The following is a 12,740-nucleotide window of genomic DNA, read 5'->3' as shown; positions in this document are numbered from 1 at the left end:
CAACCGAGCCTACGCGAGTACCGCGCCGGATCGGATGTGATGTACGACCCGGGGTGAGACCATCATCCCGTACGGCAGACCGGGTGTCCGGCGACGCTCGGCGACTGCTCCGTCGCGCCGGGAGGGGCCATCGTGTCAGTGACCCGCACTCGTCCGGCGCGTTCGTCCGCCGTGTTCGCCGCCCCGGCGCTCGCCCTGGCGGCGCTGACCCCGCTGCTCGCCGTAGCCCTGGCCGCGAAGCCGGCTTCGGCGGCACCCTCGCTGGCCGCCGTGCCCGCGCTGGCCGCGGCACCGGTCCTGGCCGGGCCGGTGGCCGCGCCGCAACCGCCCGGCCCACACGTGTTCGTCGAGGTGAGTCCGAGCACGGTGGAACCGGGGCACCTGGTCGGCCTGCGGGCCAGCTGCCAGGACAACTCGGTCGGTGCCATCGTCGTCTCGGACGCCTTCGGCCGGGTCGCCGTGCAGCCCCAGCGCGGGTTGCTGTACGGAACCGCGCAGGTGAAGGACCGGGTGCTGCCCGGCAACTACCGGGTCAAGCTGGAATGCCGAGGCGGTGAGAGCGCCTCGACGATGCTCCAGGTGGTACGCACCGTCAAACCCAGCCGTGGGCCGGCGACCGGGTTCGGCGGCGGCGCTGCGGATGTCACCTCCGGTCTGCTGCTGCCCGGCGGGCTCGCGCTGACCGTCAGCGGCATGGTCCTCTGGGTCGTGGCCGCCCGCCGTCGTCGCGCCGGCCGGTGACCCGCGATGGCCGCCCGCGCCTCCCGCCCCGGCAACCCCGGCCGCACGCCGCGCCCCGGCGGCTCCGGCCAGCACGGCCGTGCACCGTGGCCCGGCGGTTCCGGGCGGACGTCCCGCCCCGCCGGCAGCCCACCGCGCCCCGGTCCCCGACCGGAGATGTTCATCCCGCCCGCCGCCGGTGTGCCGCGTCGACCGGCGGATCTCGCCACCGATCCCGATCTCTTCGTGCCGCCGGCGGCCGTCCCGGCCGACGACCATCCCGCACGCGGCGTGGTCAGCCCGCCCGCTTCGCCCGGCCCGACCGGCACCGCGCCCGGGTCCGCCGGGCGGGCCCGCCAGCCGGACAGCTCCGGCCGTAGGCCGTGGTCGCTGCCGCTGGCCGTGGTACTGGTGCTGCTCGGTGTCTTCGCCACCGGCGCCGGGCTCGGGCGCAGCGTCGGTGATCCGCTGGAGTGGGCCACCGCCGCCGGTGGCGAGGGGCAGCCGAATCGTGGCACGACCGCCGCGCGGAACACCCCCCGGCCGGTCAGCATCACCGTGCCGTCGGTCGACATCACCGCCCCGGTCAAGCCGGTGGGCGACGCGCCGGACGGCTCGATCGCCGTACCGTCGCTGAGCCGGCACCAGGAGACCGGCTGGTACGACCGGGGGCCGGTGCCGGGCGACCCCGGTCCCGCCGTCATCGTCGGACACGTCGACACCAAGAGCGGACCGTCGGTCTTCTACGACCTGCGCAAGCTCCGGGTCGGGGACACCGCCGAGGTGACCCGGGAGGACGGGTCGGTGGCGGTGTTCACGGTGGAGTCCGTCGAACACTTCCCCAAGGACCAGTTGCCCGCCGACCGCGTCTACGGTCACGAGGGCCCGCCGAGCCTGCGCCTGATCACCTGCGGTGGTGAGTGGGTCGGCGGTCGGACGGGCTACGCCGACAACGTGATCGCCTTCGCCACCCTCACCACCACCCGGCCCGCCTGACCGGCTCGGTCCCGCGGTTGCGGCCCGGATCAGGGGACCTGCTGGACGACCTCGAACTCGAGCAGGGTGGCGCCGGAGGCGACCGGCGGGCGGTTCTCGGCGCCGGGCGAACCGGCGTGCGCGGCGCGGGCGGGGCCGGCGGCCCAGTCCTGATACGCCTGCTCGCTCTCCCAACGGGTGTAGACGAAGTAGCGGTTCTCGCCGGCCACCGGGCGCAGCAGCTCGAAGCCGAGGAAGCCCGGCGAGTTCTCCACCGCGCGGGCCCGGGCCGCGAACCGCTTCTCCAACTCCTCGCCGGCCCCGGGCGGGACGTCGATCGCGTTGATCTTCACGACTGCCATGATCCCACCCTAATCCCCGGCCGCCGCCGGATCTCGGCACGCCGACGCCCCGGCGGGGGCCGTTCGTACCAGACTCCGGCAGCGCTGCTCAGAAGGACTCGACGGGGGGAACGAGGTCGGCGTCGACCACGATCGGGGCGTGATCCGAAGGACCCTTCCCCTTGCGGGCCTCCCGGTCCACGTACGCCGAGCGGACCCCCCGGGCGAACTCGGCCGAGGCGTACACCAGGTCGATCCGCATGCCCTTGTTCTGGTGGAACATCCCGGCCCGGTAGTCCCAGTAGGTGAACGGGTGCGGCCCCTTCATCGGGGTGGGTACCACGTCGACCAGACCGAGGTCGCGCAGCGCGGCGAGGGCCGCCCGCTCCGCCGGGGTGACGTGGGTGGAGGTCACGAACACCGCCGGATCCCATACGTCGTCGTCGGTCGGGGCCACGTTGAAGTCGCCGCACACCGCGAGGGCCGCGGCGTCGGTCAGTTCGGCGTCCAGCGCCTCCCGCAACGCCGCCAGCCAGGCCAGCTTGTACGCGTAGTGCGGGTCGTCGGTGCTCCGCCCGTTCGGCACGTACACCGACCAGACCCGCAGTCCGTCGCAGGTGGCCGCGATGGCGCGGGCCTCCGGTTCGGGGAAGCCCGGTTCACCGGGGAAGCCGACCGTGACGTCGGCCAGCCCGACCCGGGACAGGATGGCCACCCCGTTCCACCGGCCGTCGCTGTGGCTGGCCACGGTGTAACCCAGCTCGCCCACCTCGGCCACCGGGAACGCGCCGTCGGGGCACTTGGTCTCCTGCAGGCAGACCACGTCCGGCCCGGTACCGGCCAGCCAGTCGAGCAGCCGGGGCAGGCGGGCCTTCACCGAGTTGACGTTCCAGGTCGCCAGGCGCATGGTGCCAGCCTGCCGTATCCCGCGCCGTCCCGCCCGCCGCCACACGAGCACGGCGGGCCGCGACGAGGTGTCAGGAGGACTCGGGCGGGCGGGTCTGCTCGGCGAGGAAGCGTTCCAGTTCGGCGCCGAGTTCCTCGGCGGTGGGCAGCGGGCCGCTCTCGGCGGCGAGCAGGTTCCGTTCGCCCTTGCCGCGGGCGTACGCGTCGTACTGCTCCTCCAGCGCCTGGACCAGCGCGCTCGCCTCGTCGTTCTGCGCGACCTGCCGGTCGATCTCCACCCGGACCACCTCGGCGGCCGAGTGCAGCCCGTCGCGCGGCAGCAGCAGCCCGGTGCTGCGGGACACCGACGCCAGCAGCACCTCGGCGGCGGCCGGGTACTCGGCCTGCGCCACGTAGTGCGGCACGTGTGCCGCGAAGCCCAGCGCGTCGCGGCCCGCCTCGCCGAGGCGGAACTCCAGCAGGTGACCGACGCTGCCCGGCACCTGGACCCGTTGCAGCCACGGCTCGTAGCCGGCGATCAGCTCACGCCGGGTGGCGTGCGCGGTCACCCCGGTCGGCCGGGTGTGCGGCACCGCCATCGGGATCGCGTTCAGCCCGACGGTCAGGCGTACGTCCAGCCGGGCGGCGAGCCCGGCGACGGCGGCGGTGAACCGTTCCCACTGCAGATCCGGCTCCGGCCCGGTGAGCAGCAGGAACGGGGTCTCGTCGTCGTCGTGCAGCAGGTGCAGCAGCAACTCCGGCGCGTCGTAGCTCTCCCAGTGGTCCTCCACGAAGGTCATCACCGGGCGCCGGGAGCGGTAGTCGAAGAGCTGGTCCAGATCGAAGCGGGCGATCGGACGGGAATCCAGCGAGGTCAGCAACTGTTCGCGGGCCAGCCGGCCGGCGTTGCCGGCGTCGACGAAACCGGTGAGTGCCTGGATCAGGACCGGTTGACCGAGGTCGGGCAGATCGTCGGTGAGTTCGTAGAGCTCGTGTGGATCGAGCACCGGTGCGGCCTCCCTGGTTGCGCGTAACGGGTTGCCGGGTTGACGGCCCCCGATCGCCAGAACGTACCCGCCATCCTGGCGCATTCCTGCCGCGCCGCTCCGCGCGGCCCGGTACCCCGGGACGCCGCGCCCGATCCGGCGTTGCCGGACCGAGGTACACATGGATGAGCATCCCCGAAGGGAGGGCCGATGAGCGACCCGGTCGACGGACAGCCCGTGACCCCGGCCCCGTCCGGGTCCCGGCCCGCCGCCGAGGCCACCGAGGCCCCGCCAGCCACGCTCTGGGACCGGATGCGCCAGGATCCGCAGTACGCGCCGGAGCACCTCGCGTTGGAGGCGGTGCGCCGGCTCGGGCCGGAGGCGGCGCGGTGGGCCCGGCAGGCGCGCGCCGAGCGGCCCGAGGTCACCGGCGAGGCCCTGGCCGAGCAGGCGATACGCCGGTTCGTCAGCCGGGCCCGGCTCTCGGGTGCCGTCTCGGGCGCGGCCGGGCTGCCCGGCGCGGTGATCGACGTGGGGGTTCTCGCCTGGACCCAGGCCCGGATGGTGCTGCACGTCGCCGCCGCCTACGGGGTGGACCCGACGCATCCGGACCGCGCCGCCGACCTGCTGGTGCTGCAGAAGGTGCACAAGGTCGCGGCGAGCGCCCGGCTGGCGCTCGGGGTGGCGGCCGGGCGGGAGCGGGCCGGTGCGCTGTTCGGCGGTGGCCGGCAGGAGACGATCGGCCGGGTGATGCTGCGGTTGGGCGTCCGGCTCGCGCAGATGGCCGGGATACGCGCGGCGCGGCGGGTCTTCGCCAAGGTCGTTCCCGGTGCCGCGATCGTCCTCGGCACCTGGGCGAACTCGTCGGCCACCAGGAGCCTGGCGGAGCGCTCCCAGGCCCTCTACCGGCAGCGCGGCAACCCGCACGTCCCGGCGCCCCGCCGCTCGCCGGAGTCCGCCACCGAGGCGGACGGTCCCGCGGCTCCGGACGGCCGGTCGGCGGCCGGCCACGCGGCCACGGACGATCCCGCGGCGGACGGTCAGTCGGCGTAGCCGGAGGCGCGCCAGGTCACCTCGGCCAGGCGGGACTGGCCGGCCGTGTTGGGGTGGAAGTAGTCCAGCGCGTTGACCAGATCAAGGTCGAAGCGGACCCGGTGCACCGCGCCGCCGTCGTACCGGCACCGGGAGCCGTACGCCCGGCAGGCCGCCCGGAGCTGGCCGTTGTAGGCGGAGATCCGCTCCTTGAACTCCGCCCGGCGAGCCCGGTCGGCCGGTGCCGTCGAGGTCGGCTCGGCCAGCAGCGCCGGGCAGACGCCCCGCCGCCAGGCGCGCACCGCGCGCGGGTCGTCGCGGCCGACCTCCCAGAGCCGGTACAGGTCGGGGATGCTGACGACCAGCACGCGGGCCTTCGGGCGGCCCTCGCGCAGCACCCGCAGCCCCCGGTCGACCTCGGTCCGGAACTCGGCCACCGGGGTCATCGCGTCGATGCTGCCCCGGCAGGCGTCGTTGGCGCCGACCAGCACCGTCACGTAGTCGGCCCGGTCGCGTACCGCCGCCTCCGCCTGTCCGGCCAGGGCCGCCGCTCGGGCTCCCGGGCGGGCATGGTTGTACGCCTTGTCCCGCAGCCCCGGATTGCGGTCGAGCAGCCGGCGGTAGTGGCTGTCGACGCGTAGCCCCGAGCCGGTCGACCAGGAGTTGCGCTCGCACGAGGTGAGCACGAGGCAGGAGCCGAAGCCGGTGGTGATGGAGTCGCCGAGGGCGGCCACCGCCTTGGGTGAGCCGGCGGCGGGGGTGCCGCTGGGTTGTGGGGTCGCCTCGCCGTCGGCCTCACAGGCCAGCGCGACCAGCGCGAGCAGGCAGACGGCGGCGGTGGTCCAGCGTCCAGGGGTCCAGCGTCCAGGCATGACTTCCCAGCCTCACGGCACAGAGCGACGGCATGGTGACTCTACGCGCGGGCTTGGTGATGCTCGGGGCCTGTTGTCGGTGATGCGGCAGAGCGCTTCCGTGGTCGCCGGTCAGCGTGGTAGGCGCCAGGGCGCCCGCTGCCCGTGCAGCCACCACTGCAGGGCCCGGGTGATCCGGGGCAGCACCAGGTAGGTCATCAGCGGGGTCAGGGTCAGCGTCATCACCAGTACCCGGGCCGCGGTCGGCAGGCCCGGCAGGAAGTGCCCGGTCAGCAGGGTGGCGGTCAGACTGAGCGGGAAGAACGCCAGCCAGATGGTGATCGCCTGCTTCCAGCGCGGCGGAGAGGGCGGCGCGGCGGCCGGCGCCGCGTCGAGCCGCTCCACGGCCTCGGTGCGGGGCGGGTCGAAGGTACGGGGCGGGTCGAAGGTACGGGGCGGGTCGAACCAGCCCTCGATGCCGGTGCGCCGCTCGACCCGGGTGTGCTCGACGATGCCCTGCGCCGAGGTGAGCCACCAGTGCCGCTGCGGCGACTCCTCCCAGCGGCGCAGCGTGTCCGGATCGGCGAAGCGGTAGAGCATGTGCCACTCGCCCGAGCCGGGGGCGCTGCGGACCCAACCGGCGCCCAGGAACCCCGGGAACGCCTCGGCCAGCCCCGTGCCGGCCCGCATCCACGCCACCATCTCGTCGGTGCGGGCGGGGTCGGCGCGTCGGGCGACGGCGACGGTCACCGGCACGGCGTGGCTCACGGTCATGCCTCCATGTTCCCCGCCGGCCGCCGGATCGGCAGGTTCCCGAGGGCATGGTGTAACGCAACCCACCACGGAAACACCGCGGGCCGGGCGAACCGGCGCTCCGGGCGACGGTTAGCGCGGATGGTGCGGGGTAGGTGGGGGTGATGACGAGATCACAACCCCGGCGTGCCCGTGGCACGGTCGGCCACGCGTACAGCGCACTGAACCTGCGTCTCGTGCTGGCCGGCTTCGGGCTCGTCACGATGATCGTCTTCGCGGTGCTGGCGTTCCGTGCCGACCTGGCCTGGCTCGGCATCGTCTGCATGACCTTCGCGGTGGTCGCCGTCGTCGACCTGGCCGTCATCCAACGTCGCCGTGCCGCCCGCCGCCGTGAGGAACCCGGTGTGCGGCATTCGCTCTTCGAGTGACGGGAGCAAGCCATGATCCCCATCGCCACCACCAACCCCGTTACCGGTCAGGTGCTCAAGACGTACGAGCCTATGTCGGACGAGCAGCTCGACGGCGCGATCGACCGGGCCGACCTGGCGTACCAGCAGCTGCGCGGCACCACCATCGACCAGCGCGGGAGCTGGCTGAACGCGGCGGCGGACCTGCTGGAGGCGGAGCGTGACGAGATCGCCCGGCTGATGACCACCGAGATGGGCAAGACGTACGCCGCCGCCAAGGCCGAGGTCACCAAGTGCGCCGCCGCCTGCCGCTTCTACGCCACCCACGCCGCCGAGTTCCTCGCCGACCAGCCGGCCGACGCCCAGGCGGTCTCCGCCACCCGGGCCTTCGTCCGGTACCAGCCGATCGGGCCGGTGCTCGCGGTGATGCCCTGGAACTTCCCGCTCTGGCAGGTGCTGCGCTTCGCGGCGCCGGCGCTGATGGCCGGCAACACCGGCCTGCTCAAGCACGCCTCCAACGTGCCGCAGACCGCGCTGCTGCTGGAGGACGTGTTCCGCCGGGCCGGTTTCCCCGAGGGTGCCTTCACCACCCTGCTGGTCGGCTCCGAGGCGGTCGAGAAGATCCTGGGCGACCCCCGGGTACGGGCCGCCACGCTCACCGGCAGCGAGGTCGCCGGCCGGTCGATCGCGCAGATCGCCGGCCGGGAGCTGAAGAAGACCGTGCTGGAACTGGGCGGCAGCGACCCGTTCGTGGTGATGCCCTCCGCCGACGTGGAGCTGGCCGCCGAGGTGGCCACCACCGCACGTTGCCAGAACAACGGCCAGTCCTGCATCGCGGCCAAGCGCTTCATCGTGCACGCCGACGTCTACGACGCCTTCGCCGAGGCGTTCGCGCACCGGATGTCGGCGCTGCGGATCGGCGACCCGATGCAGGACGACACCGACGTGGGCCCGCTGGCCACCGAGCGGGGCCGCGACGAGGTCGACGCCCAGGTCCGCGACGCCGTCGACAAGGGAGCCACCGTGCTCTGCGGTGGCGAGAAGCCGGTCGGCGAGGGCTGGTTCTACCCGCCGACGGTGGTGACCGACCTGGACCCGGGCATGCGGATGTGGGCCGAGGAGGTGTTCGGGCCGGTGGCCGGGCTGTACCGGGTGTCGTCGTACGACGAGGCGATCGAGTTGGCCAACGGCACCGCGTACGGACTCGGCTCGAACGCCTGGACCCGCGACCCGCGGGAGCAGGAGCGCTTCGCCACCGACCTGGAGGCCGGTGCGGTCTTCGTCAACGGCATGACCACGTCCTATCCGGAGCTGCCCTTCGGTGGGGTGCGGAACTCCGGCTACGGCCGGGAACTCGCGGCCCAGGGCATGCACGAGTTCTGCAACACCAAGACGGTCTGGATCGGCGAGGGTACGGCCACCGCCGGCGTCGGCGCGCACGCCGAGTAGCGCCCGCCGAGTAGCGCCCGCCGAGTAGCGCGCGCCGAGTAGCGCGCGCCGACGCGGTGCCAGCCGCTGGCCGGGCCCCTGCTTAGCGTCGGCCCGGGGTGGGTAGGGAAGCCCGACATGACGGCGATCGGCTTCCACGCTTCCCACGAGCAGATCCACCCTCGCGCGTTGTTGGAGTCGGTGATCCATGCCGAGCAGGTCGGCTTCGACGCCGCGATGTGCTCCGACCACTTCGCCCCGTGGAGCGAGCGTCAGGGCCACTCCGGGTTCGCCTGGTCCTGGCTGGGCTCGGCGTTGCAGGCCACCGAACTCCCCTTCGGCGTGGTCAACGCGCCCGGGCAGCGCTACCACCCGGCGATCGTCGCGCAGGCGATCGGCACCCTGGCGGCGATGTACCCGGGGCGGTTCTGGGCCGCGCTGGGCTCGGGCGAGGCGGCCAACGAGCACATCACCGGCGAGGTCTGGCCGCGCAAGGACGTCCGCAACGCCCGGCTGCGGGAGTGCGTCGAGATCATCCGCGCCCTGCTCGCCGGTGCGGAGGTCAGCCACGACGGTCTGGTCCGGGTCGACCGGGCCCGCCTGTGGAGCCGCCCGGAACAGCCGCCGGCCCTGGTCGGTGCCGCGGTCAGCGTGGAGACCGCCCGCTGGTGCGCCGAGTGGGCGGACGGTCTGATCACCGTCAACGCCCCGACCGAACACCTGCGCCGCATGATCGACGCCTACCGGGAGGCCGGCGGGCGTGGGCCGGTGCACCTGCAGGTGCACCTGAGTTGGGCGCCCGCTCAGGCCGACGCCGAGGCGATCGCGTACGACCAGTGGCGCAGCAACGTCTTCGCCCCGCCGGTCTGCTGGGACCTGGACACCCCCGAGCACTTCGACGTGGTCTCCGCCGAGGTGCCGATGAGCCGCCTCGCCGAGGTGGTCAACATCTCCGCCGACCTGGGCCACCACGTGGGCTGGCTGGAGGAGTACATCGACCTGGGCTTCGACCAGATCGCACTGCACCACGTCGGTCAGGAACAGCGCCCCTTCCTCGACGCGTTCGGCGACCGCGTACTGCCCAAGCTCCGCAGCACCCCCACCCCCTCGCGTTGATCATGAGGTTGGCGGCAGTGGTCGATCTTCAGGCCGCCGTCAACCTCATGATCAACGCGAGGGGGTGGGGTGAGGCCAGGGTGGGCGGCCGGGGGCGCCGGACCGTGAGACGGTTCGTGGGGTGCAGCCCTGGCGTTCGTACCAGCGCACCAGCGCGCCGGCGTAGCAGTCCACTCGTAGCAGTCCGACGCCGAGTTCCCCGGCCAGGTCGGCGGCGTGCGCCAGGAGCCGGCCGCCGATCCCCGCCCCGGCGTACGAGCGGTCGGTGACCAAGAGGTTTGACGTACAGCTCCGGCTCGGTGGCCGGCGGCACGTACTCGGTGGCCGTCCCCACCACCAGGGCGCCGACCGGCCGTTCGCCGGCCTGCGCAAGCCACAGCCCGTCGCCGGTGGACCAGGTCTCGACCCGGGCGATCCGGCGCGGGTCGGTCATGGTCGCCATCCTGAGCAAAGCGCCCAGCAGCGGGATGTCACCTCAACCCGGCTGGTCTGGGTCCGCACCTGGACGCGGTACGGCAGGGGGCCGGGTGGGGCGCCGGTCGCCGACGGCGCCCCACCCGGGGATCAGGACGCGGCGCAGGGTGCGCCGTTGACCGTGATCAGGTGCGGGGCGGGGTTGGCCCCGCCGGTGGTGGTGGCGTTGAAGCCGAACATCGCCGTGCCGCCGGGGTTGATCCGGGCGTTGTACGACTCGTTCTTCGCGGTCACCGTGGCACCGGACTGCGTCACGTTCGCCATCCACGCCTCGCGTACCTTCGCGTCACCGGTGAACGCGAAGCGGGCGGTCCAGCCGTTCACCGCGCTGGTGCCGGTGTTGCGCAGGGTCACCTGGGCGGTGAAGCCGGTGCCGCCCTGCCAGGTGCCGTAGTTGGTGTACGTGACCGAGCAGGTCGGTGCGGGTACCGCCCGGGCGTCGCCCTGGTCGGCCAGGAACGAGGCGATCCAGGCAAGTGCCGAGTTCCAGTTGATCGCCACCTCGTTGGTCGAGTACGAGGCGATGTCGTCGACGAAGCAGAACATCGGCGCGCAACCGGCGAGCAACTGCTCCACGAACGGGTCCTGCAGGGCGGCGTTCGGACCGCCGGCCAGCGATCCGGCCGGTGGCTTCGGCATGCTCGGGTCGAGTTGGTGGCCGAAGATCCGGCTGTGCTGGTTCTCCGCCGCGTGCTCGCCCCACCCGGTGACGTACGAGATGTTCAGCGCGTTGCGGCCGAGGATGTAGTCCATCGCCTGCACCGCCCCGTCGCGGTACTTCGCCTTCCCGGTCAGGTCGAAGGCGGTGGCCAGCACGATCGCGTTGTTGATCACGTTGCTGTTGCCGCCCCAGAAGTAGCTGCCGGCGTCACCGGGCATCGGCAGCCCGTACGCCTGCCGCCCCAACTCGGCGAGGTAGCCGTCGGCGGCGGCGGTCACCGAGGCCCGGACCCGGGCCAACTCGGCGGCCGGCAACCCGTTGGGCACGGTCGCCAGGTCGAGGCGGCCCAGCGCGGCCACGCTCTGCCAACCGAAGCCGCGGGGGTCGAAGACGTTACCGGTGTGGTGCGGCGAGGCGGTCAGGTCGGCCAGGTAGCCGGGCTGGCCGGTGGTCAGGTACAGCTCGGCGGCGGCCCAGTAGAACTCGTCGGTGACGTTGTTGTCGTCGTACGCGCCGCCGCCGTTGCCGCTCGACGGGGCGTACCGGGCCGGGTTGGCCTTGGCCGCGGCGTACGCGGTCTTCGCGGCGGTGTCGCAGCGCTGTGCGAACGCGGCGTCGTACGGGGCGAACAGCCGGGCGCACTGGGCGGCGACGGCGGCCAGGTTCAGCGTGGCGGCGGTGGACGGCGGGTGCAGCTCGCGCGGCTCCGGGTCGTCCTCGGGTTGCAGCGGCAGCCCGGTCCAGTTCCGGTCGTGGATCTTGTGGTGGGCCATCCCGGCCAGTGGCTTGCCGGCCGGTACCTGCATGCGCAGCAGGAACTCCAGCTCCCAGCGGGCCTCGTCGAGGATGTCCGGTACGCCGTTGTCGCGCTCGGGCAGCCGCAGCGTGCCGTCGCCGAGGGCGGCGCCCAGGCCGGCGGTGGCGGCGGTCTTGGTCCGCTCGAAGGCGCTCAGCAGCTGGTAGGTGGCGATGCCGCCGTTGACCACGTACTTGCCGTGGTCGCCCGCGTCGTACCAGCCGCCACGCACGTCGAGCCGGTAGTCGCAGGTGTCGGCGACGCAGGGTACGTCGGTGTCGCCTTGGTTCGGGGCGACGCCCAGGTGTCCGGCCGGCCGGGCGTACTCCTCGCCGACCAGGTCGCCGTCGATGGCGATGCCGCTGCGCTGGACGTAGAAGAACTGCAACGCGTCGGAGCGGAGCTGGTCGTAGAGCGTGCCGGAGATGTCGAACGGGTGGCTGACCTCACCGTCCACCGCCAGCGTCAGGCCCTGACCTGGGGTGCGGTACGCCGAGAAGTCGACCGAGTGCACGTTCTGGGCCGAGGCCTCGTCGACGCCGCGCGGGGTGGTGGTGCCGCTGGCCAGTACGGCGCCGGAGGCCGCGCGCAGCTGCCAGGGCAGCGCCCCGGTGGCCTCGGTGACCACCGTCGCGTTCTTCGGCCCGTGCGGCAGGTAGCCGACCTGGTTGACGCGGACGGCGGGGCCGGTGTCCGGCTCGTACGGCGCGGGCGGGTTGCCGCCGCGCAGCGAGACGTTGTCCAGGCAGATGGTCTGGTCCTGGGCGGCGCCGCCGATCTGGAAGATCAGCTGGGCGCGGGAGTCGTCTTCGGGCGCGACGAAGGTGCGCTCGACGCGCTGCTGGGCGGGGGTGGCGGCGGCGACGACCGAGTAGTAGCCGGTGTAGGGGGCGCTGCCGAGTTGCAGCACGGCGGTGACCGAGCTGCCCGGGGTGGCGGTCACGTCGAAGCCGAGGGTGTACTCGGCGCCGGCGACGAGCGGCACCCCGTCGTGACCGATGCCGGCGTCCCAGGGGTTTGCCAGGCCGCCGGCGACGGTGGTGCAGAGCTGGCCGTCGGTCACCCCGAGCGGGCCGGTGCCGTAGGAGAACCAGGGCGACACGCCGTCGCTGAAGTCGCCGTTGGTGATCTGTTCGGGGGCGTCGGCCGGGGGGTCGGCGTGGGCGGTGCCGGCGTACGCGCCGACCAGCGCCACGGCGGTCGCCGCGGCGAGTACCGCGAGACGACGTCGGGATGGCGTCACGGGGGATCCTTCCGACGAGCGGGACGGGAGGTGTGGTGGGGGTCGAGATGTCGCTGGGAGCGCTCCCAGGTA

The 12,740-nt window shown here is 73.4% G+C and carries 13 protein-coding genes; 6 read left to right on the top strand and 7 right to left on the bottom strand.

Going from position 1 to position 12,740, the window contains the following annotated elements; all coding sequences use genetic code 11:
• The first annotated feature begins 129 nt into the window (after positions 1-129).
• Together D2L64_RS07285 and D2L64_RS07280 are read left to right on the top strand one after the other, a co-directional pair.
• Positions 130-741, top strand: coding sequence for a hypothetical protein (locus D2L64_RS07285; protein ID WP_407663062.1), 612 nt, complete (start codon positions 130-132; stop codon positions 739-741).
• Between the two features lie 156 nt (positions 742-897).
• Positions 898-1,716, top strand: coding sequence for a class F sortase (locus D2L64_RS07280; protein ID WP_119573949.1), 819 nt, complete (start codon positions 898-900; stop codon positions 1,714-1,716).
• 29 nt (positions 1,717-1,745) lie between these two features.
• Here D2L64_RS07280 and D2L64_RS07275 read toward each other — a convergent pair whose 3' ends face one another.
• The 3 genes from D2L64_RS07275 to D2L64_RS07265 all read right to left on the bottom strand — a co-directional run bounded on the left by D2L64_RS07275 (position 1,746) and on the right by D2L64_RS07265 (position 3,928).
• On the bottom strand, positions 1,746-2,057 hold the full coding sequence (locus D2L64_RS07275; protein WP_119573948.1) for an antibiotic biosynthesis monooxygenase family protein: 312 nt from the start codon (positions 2,055-2,057) through the stop codon (positions 1,746-1,748).
• Positions 2,058-2,145: 88 nt separating this feature from the next.
• Positions 2,146-2,943 (bottom strand): exodeoxyribonuclease III, encoded by a 798-nt coding sequence (locus D2L64_RS07270; protein WP_119573947.1) that lies wholly within the window; start codon positions 2,941-2,943, stop codon positions 2,146-2,148.
• A gap of 70 nt (positions 2,944-3,013) precedes the next feature.
• Positions 3,014-3,928 carry a proteasome assembly chaperone family protein gene (locus D2L64_RS07265; RefSeq protein WP_119573946.1) on the bottom strand — a complete coding sequence of 305 codons (915 nt, stop codon included), beginning with the start codon at positions 3,926-3,928 and terminating at the stop codon, positions 3,014-3,016.
• A 189-nt stretch (positions 3,929-4,117) separates the two neighbouring features.
• Between D2L64_RS07265 and D2L64_RS07260 the strand changes: the two genes are divergently transcribed.
• Positions 4,118-4,960, top strand: coding sequence for an EcsC family protein (locus D2L64_RS07260; protein ID WP_119573945.1), 843 nt, complete (start codon positions 4,118-4,120; stop codon positions 4,958-4,960).
• On the opposite strand, the gene D2L64_RS07255 is transcribed toward D2L64_RS07260, so the two are convergent.
• Together D2L64_RS07255 and D2L64_RS07250 are read right to left on the bottom strand one after the other, a co-directional pair.
• Positions 4,948-5,811 carry a GDSL-type esterase/lipase family protein gene (locus tag D2L64_RS07255; RefSeq protein ID WP_119573944.1) on the bottom strand — a complete coding sequence of 288 codons (864 nt, stop codon included), beginning with the start codon at positions 5,809-5,811 and terminating at the stop codon, positions 4,948-4,950. The genes D2L64_RS07260 and D2L64_RS07255 overlap by 13 nt on opposite strands.
• Positions 5,812-5,922: 111 nt before the next feature.
• Positions 5,923-6,564: an antibiotic biosynthesis monooxygenase gene (locus D2L64_RS07250; protein WP_119573943.1), complete on the bottom strand. Its 642-nt coding sequence runs from the start codon at positions 6,562-6,564 to the stop codon at positions 5,923-5,925.
• A 143-nt stretch (positions 6,565-6,707) separates the two neighbouring features.
• Here D2L64_RS07250 and D2L64_RS07245 point away from each other — a divergent pair, with 143 nt between their 5' ends.
• From D2L64_RS07245 to D2L64_RS07235, 3 genes are all read left to right on the top strand, one after another.
• A complete protein-coding gene (locus tag D2L64_RS07245; protein WP_119574119.1) occupies positions 6,708-6,971 on the top strand; it encodes a DUF6343 family protein in 264 nt (87 codons plus the stop codon).
• A gap of 15 nt (positions 6,972-6,986) precedes the next feature.
• Positions 6,987-8,399 carry an NADP-dependent succinic semialdehyde dehydrogenase gene (locus tag D2L64_RS07240; protein WP_119574118.1) on the top strand — a complete coding sequence of 471 codons (1,413 nt, stop codon included), beginning with the start codon at positions 6,987-6,989 and terminating at the stop codon, positions 8,397-8,399.
• Between the two features lie 117 nt (positions 8,400-8,516).
• Entirely contained in the window at positions 8,517-9,494 is a 978-nt protein-coding gene (locus tag D2L64_RS07235; RefSeq protein ID WP_119573942.1) for a TIGR03885 family FMN-dependent LLM class oxidoreductase, read from the top strand.
• 51 nt (positions 9,495-9,545) lie between these two features.
• Here D2L64_RS07235 and D2L64_RS07230 read toward each other — a convergent pair whose 3' ends face one another.
• Both D2L64_RS07230 and D2L64_RS07225 read right to left on the bottom strand, forming a co-directional pair.
• Positions 9,546-9,767, bottom strand: coding sequence for a GNAT family N-acetyltransferase (locus tag D2L64_RS07230; RefSeq protein WP_119573941.1), 222 nt, complete (start codon positions 9,765-9,767; stop codon positions 9,546-9,548).
• Between the two features lie 291 nt (positions 9,768-10,058).
• Positions 10,059-12,668: a glycoside hydrolase family 9 protein gene (locus tag D2L64_RS07225; RefSeq protein WP_119573940.1), complete on the bottom strand. Its 2,610-nt coding sequence runs from the start codon at positions 12,666-12,668 to the stop codon at positions 10,059-10,061.
• Positions 12,669-12,740 lie beyond the last annotated feature (72 nt).

This window comes from Micromonospora radicis (assembly GCF_003583405.1).
In the GTDB taxonomy this organism is placed as follows: domain Bacteria; phylum Actinomycetota; class Actinomycetes; order Mycobacteriales; family Micromonosporaceae; genus Micromonospora; species Micromonospora radicis.
The sequence above is the reverse complement of the archived record's forward strand: the minus strand, read 5'-3'. Positions and strand labels throughout refer to the sequence as shown.

What these genes read in the sequence shown, in the direction of transcription:
- D2L64_RS07245 (WP_119574119.1), top strand. Translation starts at nt 6,708, where the DNA reads ATGACGAGATCACAACCCCGGCGTGCCCGTGGCACGGTCGGCCACGCG.
- D2L64_RS07250 (WP_119573943.1), bottom strand. Translation starts at nt 6,564, where the DNA reads ATGACCGTGAGCCACGCCGTGCCGGTGACCGTCGCCGTCGCCCGACGC.
- D2L64_RS07270 (WP_119573947.1), bottom strand. Translation starts at nt 2,943, where the DNA reads ATGCGCCTGGCGACCTGGAACGTCAACTCGGTGAAGGCCCGCCTGCCC.
- D2L64_RS07275 (WP_119573948.1), bottom strand. Translation starts at nt 2,057, where the DNA reads ATGGCAGTCGTGAAGATCAACGCGATCGACGTCCCGCCCGGGGCCGGC.
- D2L64_RS07235 (WP_119573942.1), top strand. Translation starts at nt 8,517, where the DNA reads ATGACGGCGATCGGCTTCCACGCTTCCCACGAGCAGATCCACCCTCGC.
- D2L64_RS07255 (WP_119573944.1), bottom strand. Translation starts at nt 5,811, where the DNA reads ATGCCTGGACGCTGGACCCCTGGACGCTGGACCACCGCCGCCGTCTGC.
- D2L64_RS07260 (WP_119573945.1), top strand. Translation starts at nt 4,118, where the DNA reads ATGAGCGACCCGGTCGACGGACAGCCCGTGACCCCGGCCCCGTCCGGG.
- D2L64_RS07280 (WP_119573949.1), top strand. Translation starts at nt 898, where the DNA reads ATGTTCATCCCGCCCGCCGCCGGTGTGCCGCGTCGACCGGCGGATCTC.